The sequence below is a fragment of the Amycolatopsis sp. NPDC039088 genome (assembly GCF_055598845.1).
On sequence record NZ_JBVKAE010000010.1, the window covers coordinates 191,233 to 207,680 of the forward strand.

17 protein-coding genes and 1 tRNA gene are annotated in these 16,448 nt (G+C 68.8%); 11 read left to right on the forward strand and 7 right to left on the reverse strand.

The window, feature by feature from the left end:
- Positions 1 to 37: 37 nt before the first annotated feature.
- Positions 38 to 673: a histidine phosphatase family protein gene (locus ACZ7KI_RS15655; protein WP_470273871.1), complete on the forward strand. Its 636-nt coding sequence runs from the start codon at positions 38 to 40 to the stop codon at positions 671 to 673.
- Here the strand turns inward: ACZ7KI_RS15655 and ACZ7KI_RS15660 are convergent.
- Both ACZ7KI_RS15660 and ACZ7KI_RS15665 read right to left on the reverse strand, forming a co-directional pair.
- On the reverse strand, positions 647 to 1,786 hold the full coding sequence (locus ACZ7KI_RS15660) for a sensor histidine kinase (RefSeq protein ID WP_470273807.1): 1,140 nt from the start codon (positions 1,784 to 1,786) through the stop codon (positions 647 to 649). The genes ACZ7KI_RS15655 and ACZ7KI_RS15660 overlap by 27 nt on opposite strands.
- A 102-nt stretch (positions 1,787 to 1,888) precedes the next feature.
- Positions 1,889 to 3,067 (reverse strand): MFS transporter, encoded by a 1,179-nt coding sequence (locus ACZ7KI_RS15665; RefSeq protein WP_470273808.1) that lies wholly within the window; start codon positions 3,065 to 3,067, stop codon positions 1,889 to 1,891.
- Positions 3,068 to 3,188: 121 nt separating this feature from the next.
- Here ACZ7KI_RS15665 and ACZ7KI_RS15670 point away from each other — a divergent pair, with 121 nt between their 5' ends.
- The 6 genes from ACZ7KI_RS15670 (at position 3,189) to ACZ7KI_RS15695 (ending at position 7,809) form a co-directional block, all read left to right on the forward strand.
- Positions 3,189 to 4,238, forward strand: a complete 1,050-nt coding sequence (locus tag ACZ7KI_RS15670; RefSeq protein ID WP_470273872.1) for a LacI family DNA-binding transcriptional regulator — start codon at positions 3,189 to 3,191, stop codon at positions 4,236 to 4,238.
- Positions 4,239 to 4,424: 186 nt separating this feature from the next.
- Positions 4,425 to 4,814 (forward strand): peptidase inhibitor family I36 protein, encoded by a 390-nt coding sequence (locus tag ACZ7KI_RS15675; protein WP_470273809.1) that lies wholly within the window; start codon positions 4,425 to 4,427, stop codon positions 4,812 to 4,814.
- 243 nt (positions 4,815 to 5,057) lie between these two features.
- Positions 5,058 to 5,131 (forward strand) — tRNA-Arg (locus ACZ7KI_RS15680).
- 332 nt (positions 5,132 to 5,463) lie between these two features.
- On the forward strand, positions 5,464 to 6,666 hold the full coding sequence (locus ACZ7KI_RS15685; protein WP_470273810.1) for a hypothetical protein: 1,203 nt from the start codon (positions 5,464 to 5,466) through the stop codon (positions 6,664 to 6,666).
- Positions 6,663 to 7,079, forward strand: a complete 417-nt coding sequence (locus ACZ7KI_RS15690) for a hypothetical protein (protein WP_470273811.1) — start codon at positions 6,663 to 6,665, stop codon at positions 7,077 to 7,079. The genes ACZ7KI_RS15685 and ACZ7KI_RS15690 overlap by 4 nt, the downstream gene beginning before the upstream one ends.
- A gap of 76 nt (positions 7,080 to 7,155) precedes the next feature.
- Positions 7,156 to 7,809 carry an MFS transporter gene (locus ACZ7KI_RS15695; protein WP_470273812.1) on the forward strand — a complete coding sequence of 218 codons (654 nt, stop codon included), beginning with the start codon at positions 7,156 to 7,158 and terminating at the stop codon, positions 7,807 to 7,809.
- 4 nt (positions 7,810 to 7,813) lie between these two features.
- On the opposite strand, the gene ACZ7KI_RS15700 is transcribed toward ACZ7KI_RS15695, so the two are convergent.
- Positions 7,814 to 8,224 (reverse strand): MarR family transcriptional regulator, encoded by a 411-nt coding sequence (locus tag ACZ7KI_RS15700; protein WP_470273813.1) that lies wholly within the window; start codon positions 8,222 to 8,224, stop codon positions 7,814 to 7,816.
- An 87-nt stretch (positions 8,225 to 8,311) separates the two neighbouring features.
- On the opposite strand from ACZ7KI_RS15700, the gene ACZ7KI_RS15705 reads away from it, so the two are divergent.
- Positions 8,312 to 9,388, forward strand: coding sequence for a substrate-binding domain-containing protein (locus ACZ7KI_RS15705; RefSeq protein ID WP_470273814.1), 1,077 nt, complete (start codon positions 8,312 to 8,314; stop codon positions 9,386 to 9,388).
- Positions 9,389 to 9,502: 114 nt separating this feature from the next.
- Entirely contained in the window at positions 9,503 to 10,504 is a 1,002-nt protein-coding gene (locus ACZ7KI_RS15710; protein ID WP_470273815.1) for an aliphatic amidase, read from the forward strand.
- Here ACZ7KI_RS15710 and ACZ7KI_RS15715 read toward each other — a convergent pair.
- The gene (locus ACZ7KI_RS15715; RefSeq protein ID WP_470273816.1) at positions 10,482 to 10,616 is read right to left on the reverse strand and encodes a hypothetical protein; all 135 of its coding nucleotides are present in this window, start codon (positions 10,614 to 10,616) and stop codon (positions 10,482 to 10,484) included. The two genes, ACZ7KI_RS15710 and ACZ7KI_RS15715, sit on opposite strands and share 23 nt — an antisense overlap.
- A complete protein-coding gene (locus ACZ7KI_RS15720) occupies positions 10,613 to 12,082 on the reverse strand; it encodes an MFS transporter (RefSeq protein ID WP_470273817.1) in 1,470 nt (489 codons plus the stop codon). The genes ACZ7KI_RS15715 and ACZ7KI_RS15720 overlap by 4 nt, the downstream gene beginning before the upstream one ends.
- Before the next feature lie 91 nt (positions 12,083 to 12,173).
- On the opposite strand from ACZ7KI_RS15720, the gene ACZ7KI_RS15725 reads away from it, so the two are divergent.
- Complete coding sequence (locus tag ACZ7KI_RS15725; RefSeq protein WP_470273818.1) at positions 12,174 to 12,602, forward strand: winged helix-turn-helix transcriptional regulator; 429 nt, start codon at positions 12,174 to 12,176, stop codon at positions 12,600 to 12,602.
- 8 nt (positions 12,603 to 12,610) lie between these two features.
- Complete coding sequence (locus ACZ7KI_RS15730) at positions 12,611 to 13,615, forward strand: ROK family transcriptional regulator (RefSeq protein WP_470273819.1); 1,005 nt, start codon at positions 12,611 to 12,613, stop codon at positions 13,613 to 13,615.
- On the opposite strand, the gene ACZ7KI_RS15735 is transcribed toward ACZ7KI_RS15730, so the two are convergent.
- Together ACZ7KI_RS15735 and ACZ7KI_RS15740 are read right to left on the reverse strand one after the other, a co-directional pair.
- Positions 13,593 to 14,981 carry an amino acid permease gene (locus ACZ7KI_RS15735; protein ID WP_470273820.1) on the reverse strand — a complete coding sequence of 463 codons (1,389 nt, stop codon included), beginning with the start codon at positions 14,979 to 14,981 and terminating at the stop codon, positions 13,593 to 13,595. The two genes, ACZ7KI_RS15730 and ACZ7KI_RS15735, sit on opposite strands and share 23 nt — an antisense overlap.
- A gap of 34 nt (positions 14,982 to 15,015) precedes the next feature.
- Positions 15,016 to 16,380, reverse strand: a complete 1,365-nt coding sequence (locus ACZ7KI_RS15740) for a pyridoxal phosphate-dependent decarboxylase family protein (protein ID WP_470273821.1) — start codon at positions 16,378 to 16,380, stop codon at positions 15,016 to 15,018.
- Positions 16,381 to 16,448: the final 68 nt, after the last annotated feature.

Sequence of the window (16,448 nt, forward strand, 5' to 3'; positions counted from 1 at the left end):
GAGGGTATGCCGGGTGCGCAAGGGGCAAGATGGCGGCGTGCGGATCATCCTGCTGAGGCACGCCGAGTCGCTCGGCAACGTCGACGAGCTCGCCTACACCCGGATCCCCGACCACGCCCTCCCCCTCACCGAGGCAGGCCGTGAGCAGGCACGGCGGGCAGGGCCGGAGATCAAGGCACTCTTCGACGGGGAGCGGCCGGCCGTGTACGTCAGCCCGTATCTGCGGACGCGGGAAACGTTGCGGCTATTGGACATCGGCAACTACGAGCGGATCGTGCCGGAGCCAAGGCTGCGGGAACAGGACTGGGGCAACCTCCAGGATCCGCTGGAGCAGGAGGTACAGAAGCAACGCCGTCACGAGTTCGGGCACTTCTTCTACCGGCTCCCGTTCGGTGAATCCGGGGCGGACGTCGACGACCGGGTGGCGGCGTTCCTCAGCGAACTGGCGGCTTGCGGCGAAGATCACCCCAGGACCGTGCTGGTCGTCTCACACGGCCTGACCATCCGGTTGCTGTGCCGGCGGCTCTTCGGCTGGAGCATCGAACTGTTCGAGTCGCTGTCCAATCCGACGACCTGCGAATACCGCGTCCTCGAGCGCGACGGCGACAAGTGGACGCTGGATCGCCCCTTCCGTCAGTGGCGGGACTCACCCGACAGGGAGACTCAGCACTGAGGGTGCGAGCAGCACCACCCTCGTCCCCAGCCCGGGGCTGGACTCGATGCGGGCGAAACCGCCGATCTCCGCCATCCGCGCGATGATCGAGTTCTCCAGGCCGAATCCGCGCCGCTGGTCGCCCACGTCGAAACCGGCGCCGTGATCGCGCACGGTCAAGGAAACGCCGCCGTCGATCTCCTCGACGCTGACGACGGCCCGTCTGGTCCCGGAGTGCTTGAGGGTGTTGCGCAGCGCCTCCCGCGTCGCGTCGTGCAGGGCCACGGCCGCCTCCTCCGAGAGGTCCGGACCACAGTCGTCCTGGATGACGATCTCGGCCCGCAGCCCCTCCGCGGCCATCTCGGCGGCGAGCAGCCGGAGCCGCTGATGCAACCCGAGCGGACCCGTCTGTTCGTGTTCGAGGCTGATCCGGATGCGCATCGCCTGTGCGCGGGCGGTGCGGCGGACCCGGTCGAGGCTGGCCGCCGGATCGAGTTCGTCGGCGGGCGCGGGGATCGCGAACGATTCCATCACCTGCAGGACGGTGTCGTGGACGTCGCGGCGGTGCCGTTCACGTTCCGCCGCCCTACCCTGCTGCTCTCCGAAGCCGAGCGCGAATCGCATCGAAGCGCCGACCAGGCCGACGATCGCGAGTGACGCCACCAGTGCCGTTCCGAGGGTGAGGAAGAGAGCGACCGGGGAGCCTGGGTACACGGTCGAATGCAGCACGATCGCGCCCCCGGTGACCAGCGCACCCGCGAGCGCGCCGCGCAGCAGGGTCCAGATCATCACCGTGCCCATCAGCTGGGTCCAGACGATCGACATGATCGCGGGGTCCGAGCCGATCAGCGCGGCCCCCAGAGTGAGTACCAGTGCGGATGCGGCGTCGGCCGCGGGGACCAGCCGGGTACCCGCCGGATCGCGGGCGGACCGGCGGAAGACCCAGGCGGCCTCGGCGACGTTCGGCACCAGGTGCAGCGCCGCGACCGCCCACAGCACCGAAGAGCCGCCGTCACCCGCCGCCCACAGCGCCTGCGCGAGCATCGCCAGCCGGAACACCACCGGGACCAGCACGAGCCGGGGCAAGGTGGTCCGCGCCAGCCGCGGCGGGATTCCGCCTCCGAGCATCAGCATCCTCACGCCGCTCCTCCCCGGATCAGCCACCCTGAAACAGCGAGCGAGTCGCATTCATTTCAGTTTACGAGCAATCAGCTTGCCCGCGGCGCGGCGAGGATGTCAACGGGCGACGGGTTCGGAAACCTCCTCCCGTTTCCGCGCCCTGGCGGCGGCCAACGCGGACGGGACGATCAGAGCGGCGGTCAAGCCGACGAACAGGAACGACACCCAGAGCGACGTCACCTGCGCGATTCCGCCGATCAGAGGCGGCCCGGCGAGGAAGCCGGTGTAGGCGATCGCGGTGACGAACGCCAGTTCCCGCTCCCCTCCGGTGCCGTCGGCGCGTTTGCCCGCCGCACCCGCGAGGCTCAACGCGATCGGGAAGGCCGCGGCCAGTCCGGCACCCGCCAGCACGAAGCCGACGAATCCGAACACCGGTGACGGCGCCAGCGCGGCGAGCACGAGTCCCACCGCGGCGAGCCCGGCGCCCGCGGCCAGCGCGCGGGTCGCGCCGAAACGGTTCTGGAGCCGGCCGCCCACGAGCCGGGCGAGCGCCATGGCCAAAGCGAACCCGGCGTAAGCGAAGGCCGCGGCGCCCTCGCCGACGCCGTGCACGGACGTCATCAGCAGCGCGGACCAGTCCGAACTCGCGCCTTCCGCGATCGCCGAGAACAGCGCGATGGCGGCGAGCAGCCAGAGCACGGGACGTTTGACGGGCGGTGTCCGCGGTTTCTCGACGGGTTCGGTGTGCACGGGTCGCGCGCCGGGCACTGCCGCGATGATGAAGGCGAGCACGATCAGCGCGACCACGGCGGCGACGGTGAGATGCCTGCCCGGCGACCACTGATGCGACGCGGCGAGGCCTGCGGCGACCGAACCCGCGAGCGCGCCGAAACTGAACCCGGCGTGCAGGGTCTGCATGATGGCGCGCCCGGAACGACGCTCCACCTCGACACCCGCGACGTTCATCGCGACATCCAGCGCGCCGTTGCTCACCCCGAGCACGAACAGCGCCCCGGCCAGCAGGGGCACCGACGTCGAGAAGCCGATCATCGGCAGCGAGGCACAGGCGATGATCGCACTGCCCGCCACCACCGCCCGCGCGCCGTACCGCTCGATCAGCCGCCCCGACACCGACGCCGCGATCAACATCCCGACGCTGGCCCCCAGGAGCGCCAGCCCCAGAACACCCGGCGAGGCACTCACTCTTTCCGACAGCGCCGGCGTCCGCGTCGCCCAGGAGCCGAGCGCGACCCCGTTGAGCGCGAACACGGTGAAAACGGCAGTACGATCACGCATAGACCCCAGTCTCCTTCCGATTCCTGTTTTCCCAGAATGACTTAAGCGCTTCAGAAAGTCCACCTGTCCCGCTCGGGTCTAGACTGCGGCCGTGACCAGCACGCGACGGCGAAGGCCGACGTTGGACGATGTCGCCGAGGCCGTCGGGGTGTCGCGGGCGACCGTTTCCAACGCGTACAACCGGCCCGATCAGCTGTCCGCCCAGCTGCGCGGCGAGGTGCTGCGCGCGGCCAAGAAGATCGGGTACGCGGGGCCGAACCCGACCGCGCGCAGCCTCGCCACCAGCCGCACCGGCGCGATCGCGGTCATGCTGGACACGAACCTCTCGCTCGCGTTCTCGGACCCCGCCCTCTCCGTCACCCTCGACGCGCTCGCCTCCGTCGTCGACCCCGGAGGGCACGCCCTCCTCCTGCTGCCGGGAGACGGCGAGAGCGGCGGCCCGCGCGCGGAACGCGTCTTGACCGCGCAGGCCGACATCGCGGTGGCGTGTTCCCTGGCGGACGGCGCACCGGCACTGGACGCGGTCCGCGACCGCAGGATGCCGCTGGTGGTGATCGACCAGCCGCACGTCCGCGGGGCGGCGAGGATCGGCGTGGAGGACAGGGCGGGCGCGGCCGCGGCGGCCCGGCATCTGCTCGAACTCGGGCATCGGCGGATCGGGATCTTCTCGGCGCAATGCCTGTCCTCGCCGCGCGGTGGCGAGATGACCCCGGAACACGCCGCGGACACGCGCTTCCACGACACGCGAGAGCGGCTGGCCGGCTACCTGGACACGCTGGCCGAGGCCGGTATCCCGGCGGCGGACGTGCCGATCTGGGAGGCGTCCGGGATCTCCGTCGAGGGCGCCGTCCCGAGCGCCTTGGGCCTGCTCGACCGGACCCCGCGTCCGACGGCGCTGCTGTGCATGTCCGACCAGCTCGCGCTGGCCGCGATCTCGGCGGCGGGACATCTGGGCCTGTCCGTACCCGCCGATCTCTCGGTCGTCGGATTCGACGACGTCCCACCGGCCCGGTGGTCCGAACCTCCGCTGACGACGGTCCGGCAAGACCTCTCGGCCAAGGGACGGATCGCCGGGGAACTGGTCCTCGGCCTGCTTCGCGGCGACAAGGCGCCCGCGCCGGCGCAACTTCCCGTCGAACTGGTCGTCCGCGGCTCGACCGCGCGCATTTAACACGCGTCGCCGGTCCGCACAACGCGCTTCGGCGATCTGTGGACAACTCACCCCGATCGAGCGGCGCACGACTACTTATCCACAGAAGTAGAAATGCGGGCAGACAAAGCCTTTCCGCCGGGTCATCGTGGAATCACACATTCACGACGGCGATCGAGCCGCCGATTCACGGGGGAGAACCCAGCCATGACACGACGTTTGACGAACCTGCGCGCCCGCCTCCCGCACGTGCTCCTGCTGGCCGTGTTCGGCTTGCTGACCAGTACCGGAGTCGCGAGTGCCACCACCGCGCCGCCCGAACCCGCCTGCCAGAAGGGCGAGTTCTGCGTATGGGGCGAAGAATCGTTCGGCGGCACGGTACACAAATTCGACCTGCGCACCGCCAATCCCGAGGAATGCATTCCGCTGCCCGAAGACTTCGCCGGGCATTCGTTCGTCAACCGGCTGAGCCGGGACGTGACGATTTACCAGAGCGAAGAGTGCACGACCGAAGGAGATTTCATCACCTATCCGGGTGGCGGCACCTACGTACCCCAAGGACCGTTCGTGATCCGCGCCCTCAAGATCTGGGACTGACCACCCCGGCGGTTCGCGCGCGTCGCTCGCCACGGAGTCGACTCGCGACCTGCGCGAACCCAGGGGCCGCTCCCCCGAAGCGGCCCCGGCCCGTGAGCGCGTCACCCCGCGTCGCGACGCGCTCACGGGCGTTCCAAAAAACGGTGGGCTCGACCTGAAACGATCTGGCGGTGTCGAACGATCGACAGGTTGGCGACGGCTAAGCTGCCGATGCTGGGCGACACCCCAACGTCGCCGACGTTGGCCCTCGTAGCTCAGCTGGATAGAGCAAGAGCCTTCTAATCTCTAGGTCGCAGGTTCAAGTCCTGCCGGGGGCACTACCAGGGGAAACCCTGGTGAGGTCAGCGTGTACGTCGCTTGCGCAGCAAGAGATTGCTTGCCGACGATCCGGCCATGTCGAGCACTTACGGCATGGCCGGATCGGAACTTTTCGCCGAGCTGTCGTCGGCCTGGGCCCGGTCCCTCAAGTCCGAGCGGACCTCACAGTGCCCGGACAAATCCTGTTCGAGACATCTTCGTTACCTCGGGGAACGGCTGCCTTCGAGGCCTGCCGCGACCCATGGAACCGATCCGGCGTATGTGACATCCTACCTTCAAGTGCCACATCGACCCGGCCGGCGAACGTCCGGGAACAAGGGGGGGTGGACCGATGGCGCCAGGCGGAGCGGGGTTCTTCGTACGGCCGGAAGCGGTGGAGGGGCTCGCCGGCCTCGTACGCAAGCAGGGGGATGGGGCAGGCGACTTCCAGCAGGCGTTCCGCAACACCATCGTGCGCGGCGACGACGGCGAGGGACTGCTCGCGCTGATCTGGCCAAAGCTGGACGACTGGCGGGACAACACGAGAAATCACCTCGGTATGGCGTTCAACTGGGGTGTCTCCGCCGGTGACGCACTCCATTGCGCGGCCGTCTGGTACCGCGACACCGACCGGGCCAAGGCGGGAGAACTCGACCGGCAGCTCCAGGAGCTCGGGGTCGAACGCGTCGGCCGGGACGAGGTCCGCGATCCGGCCACCGCGGGAACGTTCCGGGAAGTGGCGCCTGTGGACTATCCGGGTCCGGACCCGGCGAAGATCACCGATCCGGCCTGGTGGCCGGTCAGAGCTGAGGAAGCGGCCGAAGAGATCGTCAATCTCGGCGGCACCTTGGGTGACGTGGCCGGGTTCATCAAGGACCTCACGGGCGTGGACATCTTCCACCTGGCCTCCCGCGCCGTGATCGGCGATTGGAAAGCGTTGCAAGAGCGGGCGGTCCTGTTCCGCGACGCTGAATCCGGGTTCGCCGACATCGCCGCCAACATCCACCAGGGTCATTACGGCATTCAGGACCAATGGACCGGCCGCGCGGCCGACGCCGCCATGGATTGGCTCGACAAGTACCGCACGGCATGCCTGGACCTGTCCGGATACTGCGGTGCGGCGGGCGACGCCATCGAGGGCCTGGCCAAAGCGGCGTACCACCTGATGCAGGACCTCAAGCACGGCCTGGGCGCCCTGATCGACATCCTGCTGCTGATCTACACCAGAGGCTCGGCGGCGGCCGCGAGGGCCGGCAAGAAAAACGTCGAGTTCATTCTCGAGATCATCGGCATCATCGCCGATGGCAAAAACCTGTGGAAAGTCTTGGTCGACGGCGAAACCAAGCAGATCATCGCCCTCGTCATGTCCGCCATAGACCAGACCGGCGCCCTTCGCGCCTACGTCAGCGCCATCCTGGCGCTGGCGCACCAATTGGAACTCGGCCGGGCCATCGGCGAGGCGACCGGGGCCACCGCGCGCAACGTCGAACTCCCCAGCTGGCCCTTCACCTACGACCACCCACACGCGGATTGCGGACAGGAGGTCCGGGCATGACCCTCTTCGATCCCGCGGACAGCCCCAACTGGCCGACCGCCCGGTACAACATGATGCGACTGCTGGCCGCGTCCGGAACGGGGGCCGGTGCCGATTTCGCCAAGGACGTCCTGGCAGGCACCAGGCAACCACGCGAACTCCTGTCGCACCGGCCCGTCGCCGACGAACTCGCCGAGCAAGGTCCCGCCTTCCGGCGGCTGCTCGACAAGATCCCGCCGGCCGAGCTCCAGGAATTGCACGCGTATGCCCAAGAGGCGGTGCGTCGCGAGGTCGACGAGCTGGCAAGCATGGACATCGAAGCCGCCGAGGCGGAACTGCGTGCCGCGTCCGAGCCGCCGCGGGAATCGCGGCCTGCCGAACGGCGCGACGAGGACGACGACTGGTTCGACCGGGGAGTCATGGAGGAACTCTGACGAGGACCGCCGAGAAGTCGGCACGTCTTCCCGCGAAATGGTCGATCCGCCCCACCGGGCGCTATAGGTTGTGCGCATGTACGCGTCGACGCAGCACGATCCGCGCACGCCCGCCGGGCCTCCCTGGTGGCTGGTCATCGGACCCGGGTTCGCCGCGCTCATCGGCCTGTTCCTGCTCACCGTGATCTACCGCTTCGATGGCCGATCGGCCTTGCAGGTCGAGCTGGCCATGACCAGCCAGTCGCTGTTGCTGATCGGTCTCGTCGCGTACTTGGTCGCGGCCGCGATCGCCTTCCCGGCCGGACTGCTGCTCGGGGGACGTTTCCCGACGGCGGTGTCCGTGGTCGCGATTTGTTCGATGCTCCTCGGTGTGTTGGCGGTCGCCTTCGTTTCGGGCAGCGGAATGCTCCTGGTCGGGCGGGTGCTCACCGGACTCGGCGCGGGCGCGGTCATCGGGGTGACCGCCGCACTGATCCGACGGCTCCCCGCCAAACGGGGCGCCGCGACGGCGACGGCGGCGGGCCTCGGTGTCCTCGCCTTGCTGATCGCGCCGTTCCTCGGCGGGCTGCTCTCGGACGCTCTCAGCTTCCGCGTGGTGTACGTGGTGGCCACCCTGTTCGTGTTCGTCGCGCTCGTCGTCACCGGCGTTCTCGGCATCGTCGCGCAGGCGAAGGCGAAACCACCGGTCCAGCCGATGGTCTACCCGCCGCAGGGTCCAGCACGATCCTGACCCTTCAGGCGCCGAGACTCCGGAGCGCCGCCAGTACCTCGTCGGTCACGTCGAGACCGGCTTCGACCTCACTCACCTTCACCGCCAACCGCCGGTGCGTCGCCCGGCCGCGGGCGCTGAGGTGGACAAGCACGCGGCGCCGGTCTGCGGCGTCGACCTCGCGATAGGCCTGCGCCGTGGTCACCAGTTTGTCGACCACCCTGGTCAGGGTCGGGCCGGTGGTCAGCGTCCGGTCGGCGAGGTCGGCCATGGCCAGGCCGCCCTTACCGCTCAGCGCGTCCAGCACCAGCCATTGGTCCAGGGTGAGACCTTCTTTGGCGAGCACCCGCTCCACCATGGTGGCGACGGCGCGCGCGGCGCGGGTGAGCGAGCCGGTGAGCGACAGTCCTGTGGTCGCGACGCCGCGTGGCCCCATATCCCGTCCCCTTGCCAAAACCGGACACCCTGGCAATACTTCCAGGTGAAAGCAATTTGACCTTACCGGGCCACCGCACGGAGCGCCATGCCCCCACGCCTCGCCACGCGGACCCGCGACGACACCTGGCGCGTGGCCATGGTGATCCCGTTGCGGGGGCCCGCCGGGCTGTTCGGCCCGTCCTGCGAGGCGATCACCGACCTGGCCGTCCACGAACTCAACGAATCCGGCGGCATTCTCGGCAGACAGGTCGAGGCCGAGGTGGTCGACGGCGGCGGCAGTCCGGGACAGGTGGCCGACGACCTGCGTCGGCTCATCGACAGCGGCCAGGTCGACGCGGTGAGCGGCTGGCACATCTCGTCGATCCGGCACGCGCTCGCGCCGGTCGTGGCCGACAGGGTGCCGTACGTCTACACCTCGCTCTACGAAGGCGGCGAGCGCCGGTCGGGCATCTTCTGCACCGGCGAGACGCCGCGGTGCCAGATCGAACCGGCGCTGCGCTGGCTGCGCGATCACCTCGGCGTCCGGCGCTGGTTCGTCGTCGGCGACGACTACGTCTGGCCGCGGCGGTCGATGCGGGCGATCCGGCAGTACGCCAAGGATCTCGACCTGCATATCACGGGCGAGGCGTTCGTCGGGCTCGGCACGGGCGATATGTCCACAGTGGTCCGTTCGGTGGAACAGTCCACAAGCGACGGTGTGCTCATGTTGCTGGTCGGGCAGGACGCGGTGCGGTTCAACCGGGCCTTCGCCGCGCGCGGGCTCAGCGACCGCCTGATCCGCTTCAGCCCGCTGATGGAGGAGAACATGCTCCTCGCGAGCGGCGCGAACGCCACCGGCGACCTCTACGTCTCCGCCGCCTATTTCCGCTCCATGGTCACCGCCGACGCGATGGACCTGCTCGGCCGCTACGTCGACCGCAACGGTCTCGGCGCCCCCGCCCTCAACAACGCCGCCGAATCCTGTTACGAGGGGCTGTACACGCTGGCGGAACTCGTCCGCCGGGCGGGTACGTCCGACCTGCCCGCACTCAACGCGGCGATCGACGGCGTCGCCTACCACGGGCCGCGCGGCACGGTCGAGTTCCATGGACAGCAGGCCGACCAGCACGTCCACCTCGCGGTCGCCGACGGCTACGACTTCGAAGTCCTCACCCGGCTCTGAAATCCGGCCCTTGACTCGTCCCGGCACACCACATACTTTCAGATGAAACTATTCCAGATGGCATTGACAGTGGCTTCGACGTCCTGAAAAGCCGTTCGGAGACAAGGAGTCTTCATGCGACACGGTGACATTTCCGCCAGCCCGGACACGGTCGGCGTCGCGGTGGTCAACTACAAGATGCCGCGGCTGCACACCAGGGCCGAGGTCCTCGCCAACGCCCGCAAGATCGCCGAAATGGTGGTGGGCATGAAGTCCGGGCTTCCCGGCATGGACCTCGTGGTGTTCCCCGAGTACTCGACGCAGGGCATCATGTACGACCCGAAGGAGATGTACGAGACCGCCGCGACGATTCCCGGCGAGGAGACCGAAATCTTCGCCGCCGCGTGCCGGGAAGCCCAGACCTGGGGTGTCTTCTCCATCACTGGCGAGCGGCATGAGGACCACCCGCACAAGCCGCCGTACAACACTCTCGTGCTCATCGACGACCGAGGCGAGATCGTCCAGAAATACCGCAAGATCCTGCCGTGGTGCCCGATCGAGGGCTGGTATCCCGGTGACGAGACCTACGTCAGCGACGGCCCCAAGGGGTTGAAGATCTCGCTGATCATCTGCGACGACGGGAACTATCCGGAGATCTGGCGGGACTGCGCGATGAAGGGCGCCGAACTGATCGTGCGCTGCCAGGGTTACATGTATCCGGCCAAGGAGCAGCAGGTCCTCATGGCCAAGGCGATGGCGTGGGCCAACAACTGTTACGTGGCCGTGGCGAACGCCGCCGGTTTCGATGGCGTGTACTCGTATTTCGGCCATTCCGCGATCATCGGCTTCGATGGCCGCACGCTCGGCGAGACCGGCGAGGAGGAATACGGGATCCAGTACGCGCAATTGTCCGTCTCGGCGATCCGGGACGCGCGCGCCTACGACCAGTCGCAGAACCACATCTTCAAGCTGCTGCACCGTGGCTACACCGGCGTCCAAGACGCGGACGAAGGCGACAAGGGCGTGGCGGACTGCCCGTTCGACTTCTACAAGCTCTGGGTCACCGACGCCAAGAAGGCGCAGGAAAAGGTCGAGTCGATCACCCGCGACACGATCATTCCTCGCCACCCAGGATGAGCACGGTGAGCCGGATGCCTCGCGAAGTGTGCAGGAAACTCAGCGCCAGCGGGACGAGCACGAGCGCGCCCTGGTACATCGGCCCGGCGATGAGGTACTCGATGTGGATCATCCATTTCTCGGCACACCGGCGTCCATGATCTTCGCGGCCAGCGTATCCGTCCCCGGGTTCGCCGAACCGCGCCGACGCCCGGACGCGGTGATGATCGCCGCGAGGACGGCCATGACCAGCGGCACGATCAGCGCCGCGCGGAAGCCGCCGAGCGCGGCCTCTCGCGACCCGTCACCGAGGGCGGCGACGTTGACGGCGGTCACCGCGGAGAGTCCGAGCGCCGCACCGAACTGGAAGGCCGTGTACAGCAGGCCACCCGCCAGTCCCTGCTCGTCTTCGGCGATCCCCTCGGTGGCGACGATGGTGAGTGGTCCGTAGGCGAGCGCGAACCCGAGCCCCAGGATGATCATCGACGGGAACATCGCCGCGTACGTCCAATCCAGGCCCAGCGGCAGGAAGAGCGCGTACGCCACGGCGGCGAGCACGAGACCGCCGAAGATCACCCTCGTGTTGCCGAACTTCGCCACCAGGCGCGGCGTCAACGTCGGTGCGAGGACGGCGTCGACCCCGACGGCCAGTAGCGCCAAGCTCGTCTCGAGCGTGGACCAGCCTCGAAGTTCCTGCAGGTACAGGGTGACGAGGAACTGGAATCCGAAGAACGAACCCGCGAAGAGCAACGCACTGGCGTTGGCCCGCACCAGCGGTCCCGATTTCAGGATCCCCAGCCGCACCAGTGGCGCGGGCGAGCGGCGTTCGATGGCCACGAAGGCCGCCAGCGCGGCCACTCCCCCGGCGAAGGACGCGACGGTCCAGCCCCAGCCCTGTCCGGGGTGCTCCAGCCGGACCACCGCGTACGCGATCAGCAACATCGCCGCGGTGACGGTGACCGCTCCGGCGAAGTCCGCACGCCGGACGGTGCGTTCCCGCGCGACGGGTTCCTTGATGAGGCAGAGCGCTGCGAGCAGGACGACGGCGGACAGGAGCACCGGTGTGAAGAACACCCAGCGCCAGTCGATCCTGGTCAACAGCCCGCCGATGACCAGACCGAGGGTGAAGCCACCCGCGGCCGTGCCGGCATAGAACAGCAAGGCCTTGTCGCGCTTCGGGCCCTCCTCGAAGCTCGTGGTGATGATCGACAGGCCCGCCGGGGTCATGAAGGCCGCGGCGACGCCGGTGACGAATCGCGCGAGCAGCAACGTCCAGCCTTCGGTGGCGAACCCGCCGAGCCCGGAAAAGACGAGGAACACCACCAGCCAGGTGAGGAACATGCGGCGGCGGCCGTACAGATCGGCGGCGCGCCCGCCCAGCAGCATGAAGCCGCCGTAGCCGAGCACGTAGGCGCTCACCACGCCGCTCAGCGTGGCGGTCGACAGGCCGAGTTCGGCCCGGATGGACGGCAACGCCACGTTCAGCATGGCGACGTCGATGCCCTCCAGGAAGATGGCGCCGCAGAGCACGAGAAGCACACCCCAGGCCCGCCCGCTCATCTTCTCGGACGCGCGTGGCGGCGTTGTGGTCGTGGTCAAGATCGGTTCTCCCTCAGTGCGCGAGGTCCGACGGTTACCCATCAGCCGGTCGGTTCCCTCTTGTAACCAAGGGGATCTTCCGTCACCATCGATGACCATGGAAGAAGGCACTTTGAACTCACCTAGTCGTTGTGAACTCACCGAGGCCGACTACGAGGCCTTCCAGTGGGACACGCGCGAGGACTGCGAGGTCCGGCAGATCCTGGACCGGGTGGCGGACAAATGGTCACTCCTGGTCATCGCCCTGCTCGACCGGAACACCCTCCGGTTCACCGAGCTGAAGTACAAGATCGACGGCATCAGCCAGCGCATGCTCACCACCACGCTGCGTCACCTCGAACGCGACGGGCTGGTGAACCGGACCGTCTACCCGGTCGTGCCGCCCCGCGTGGACTACGCGCTGACACCGCTGGGCATGACCCTGCTCCAGACCATCCAGTCACTGGTCACCTGGACCGAGGACCACCAGAGCGAGATCGCCGCCGCGCGCGCCCGGTACGACCAGCGTGTCACCGTCTAGGGAGCCGCATGGCCAAACTGTCGGGCGGGGATCCGTCACTGCTGCGGCGGCTCAACGCCATAGCGGTCCTGCGGGCGCTGTACGCGGCCGAAGAACTCACCCTCGCCGAACTGGTCAAGGCGAGCGAGGTCTCCCGCCCGACGGTCGAGGAGATCGCCACCGACCTCGGTGAACAGGGCCTGGTCGAGGAGGTCCCCCTCTCCCCCGACGCGCCGAGGCCGGTGGGCAGACCGGCCAAGCGGTACCGCTTCCGTCCGGAGGCCGGGCACGTCGCCGGACTCGAGATCGGCCCGCACAAGGCGTTGTGCCTGGTCGCCGACCTTCGTGGCGACGTCGTCGGCCGGGCGGGGACCGGCCTGACGCCGGAGATGGCCGCGGCCGACCGCCTCGAGGTGGCGCACCGGGTACTCGCTGCCGCCCTCGATGGCCGCTCGACCATGCGCGTGCTCGGCGTCGGCACCACCGGGGTGGTGTCCGGCGGCAAGGTCGTCCGCGGCGAACGCCTTCCCGGCTGGACCGGCCTCGATCTGCCCGCGGAGTTCGGCGGCGCCTGCCCGGTGCTGGCCGCCAACGACACCAAGCTCGCGACACTGGCCGAGCACTGGCGAGGAGCCGCGCACGGCGTCGACGATGTCGTCTACGTGCGGGCCGGCCGCACCGTGTCCCTGGGCCTGCTGCTCGGCGGGAAACTGCACCTGGGGCACAACGGCGTGGCGGGCGAGATCGGTGCCGTGTGGCAACCCGGCCAGTACGCGTCCCCGGACAGGTTCGCCGAGCTGGTCGCCGCCACCGTGCTCACCGTCGACCCGCAGCTGGTGGTGATCGGCGGCGGGCTCGCGCGGAGCGGTGACCTGCTGACGACGCCGCTGCGGGCCGAACTGGCCAGGCTGTGCCTGTTCCCGGTGCGCGTCGAGACGTCGACACTCGGCGACGACTCGGTGGCACTCGGCGCGGTCAGGCTGGCGCTCAGCCGCGTGGAGCGCGAGCTGTTCAGCGTCGCGGACGTCGCCTGAGCAGGCTGATCACCACGATCAGCACGGCGACCGCGCCGCTGGTGAACAGCTGTGTACGCGCGTCGGCGTCGGTCCACATGAGGATCAGGACGCCGGCCATCGCGAGCAGCGCGACCCAGCTGAGCCACGGGAAGCCCCACATCCGCACCGGCAGATCCGCGGCCGTGCCGTCGCGTTCCGCCGCCTTCCGCAGCCGCAGCTGGGAGACGGCGACGAAGATCCACACCAGCAGGATGTTCGCGCCGATGGCGTTCAGCAGGAACGGCAGTACGCGGTCCGGCGCGAGGAAGTTCAGCAGGACGGCCACGAAACCGAAGGTGACCGACGCCAGCACCGCCGTCCGCGGCACCCCGGCGCCGGAGAGCCGCAGCATCGCGCGCGGCGCCTCACCCCGCGAGGCCAACGAGAAGACCATCCGCGAAGCGCCGTAGAGGTTCGCGTTCAGCGCCGAGAGCAGCGACGTCAGCACGACGAAGCTCATCAGGAGTGCCGCCGAGGGGACCCCGACCTGCTCCAGGACCGTCACGAACGGGCTGGTGTTGGCCGAAGCGGACTCCCACGGCAGCAACAGCACCATCAGCGCGACCGAACCGACGTAGAACAGCAGCAGCCGGACGATCACCGTCCGCGTGGTGCGGCGGATCGAATCCGCCGGGTCGTCGGATTCCGCCGCGGCGATGGTGACCAGTTCCATGCCGCCGAAGGAGAACGCGACCGCGAGCAGCCCGGTCAGCACTCCTTGCAGGCCGTTGGGCAGGAATCCGCCGTGCCCGGTGAGGTTGCTCAGGCCGACCGGTGACGTCCCCGGCAGGATCCCGAACACCGCCAGCGTGCCGAGCACGAGGAAGGCCACCACCGCGGTCACCTTGATCGCGCCGAACCAGAACTCGAACTCCCCGAACGAGCGCACGGCGAACAGGTTCACCACGGTGAGCACGGCCATGAACGCCAGCACCCAGGTCCACTGTGGAATCACCGGCAGGAGCCCGTTCGCGATCCCCGCCGCCGCGGTGGCTTCGGCGGCCACCACGACCACCAGCAGCGACCAGTACAGCCACCCGACGGTGAACCCCGCCCAGCGCCCGAGCGCCTTCTCCGCGTACACCGAGAACGAACCGCTGCTCGGCTCGGCGGCCGCCATCTCGCCCAGCATCCGCATGACGAGCACCATCAGCAGCCCGGCGACCACATAGGACAGCAGGATGCCGGGGCCCGCGGTCTTGATCCCCGCGCCGGTGCCGACGAACAGGCCGGCGCCGATCGCGCCGCTGATGGCCAGCATGGTGACGTGCCGCCGCCGGAAGCCGGTGCCCAATGACCGGGTTTCCGCTGCGGTCACGGATTCGGCGGGACCTGGTGCGGGCATGGTGGATCCATTCGTCTGCGGCGGTACGCGGCGCTCAACCGCGGGACAACTCTTCCAGCCGCTCGTGGAGCCGGTCGACGTGGTCCTCGCTTTCGGGCTTCATCAGCACGCTACGCAGGATCCTCGCGGCGTCGGCGTCCACCTCGGCTCCGGTGTGACGCAGGCCGAACTGCCGGTCGCTCACCCGCAGGGTGCTGAGGTACACCGGATCCTTCGCCGCGGCCATGCCGTCGCGCAGGATCCGCGTGCTCTCCGCGTCGATCTTCGACAGGGAAAGCGGTTCCGTACGCGGGAAGTACGCGACGATGTCGAGTTCCGGCTGCTGGTACAGGTCGAACCGCTCGGAGTCCTCCAGCAGTTTCGCCCACCGCAACGCCGCGCGGCGGCCGGCGGCGAGCACCCGGCCCAGCCCGTCGGGAGTGGGCGGCAGCACCCGGAAGGTGAGCCACAACGCGGCGGCGGCCGCGCCCGCACGGGAGCACTCCAAGCTGATCTCGCCGAGGTGCAGGTCTTCGGAGGTGAAGTAGGTGTACGGCGAATCGTGCAGGTAGAACCGCCCCGCCTGGGGATCTTTGAACAGCACGGCGCCGCAGCCGTAGGGCTGGAGACCGTGCTTGTGCGGATCGATGACGATCGAGTCGGCCTCGGCGATGGCGAGCCACGGGGCCTCCGGCAGTCCTTCCGGACCGTCCAAACCGGACAGAAGACGGAAGAACCCACCGTAGGCGGCGTCGACGTGCACGCGGACGCCGTACCGCTCCCGCAGCGCCAGCGCCTCGTGGACCGGTTCCACCGCGCCGAGCGCCGTCGTGCCGGCGGTGAGCACCACGGTGCCGATCTTCCCGGTGCGCAGCAGGTCTTCGAGCGCGTCGAGATCCATCGCGCCGCGGGCGTCGACGGGGACCGTGTGGCCCTCGACGCCGAGCACCCCGCACATCCGGCCGTGCGTGTAGTGCGCCTCGGCGCTGTAGGCGATCCCCTTGCCCGGATGCGATTCCCTGGCCACGAACAGCGCTTCGAGGTTCGCCACCGTGCCGCTGGTGGTCAGATGCCCCAGATGCTCCGTATAGCCGAACATCGTGGCCAGCTGACGGACGACCTCGCGTTCCATCTCGGCCGTCGCCGGGCCGCCGTCGAGCGCGTGGTTGTTGGGGTTGACCAGCATCGCGGTCAGGTAGCCGACCACCGCGGCCGGATGCGGCGGTTTGAGCATCTGGCCCGCGTAGGACGGGTGGAAGAACGGGTAGTTGTCCTTCAGCCGCTCGGTGAGCTCCTCGAACGCGGTCTCGAACCGCCCGTCGGGGATCTCCAGCGAGGGATGTGGCCGCACGGGAGTGAACGTCTCCGCCCACGCCTCGTTCGACGTCAACGCCTGACCCAGCCAGTACCGGAAATCCATCGGGGCGCCCTTCGATCGTTCGGCTCCAAAAAACGTAGAAGTCGCGACAGGGCTCCCGCAACCGCCTT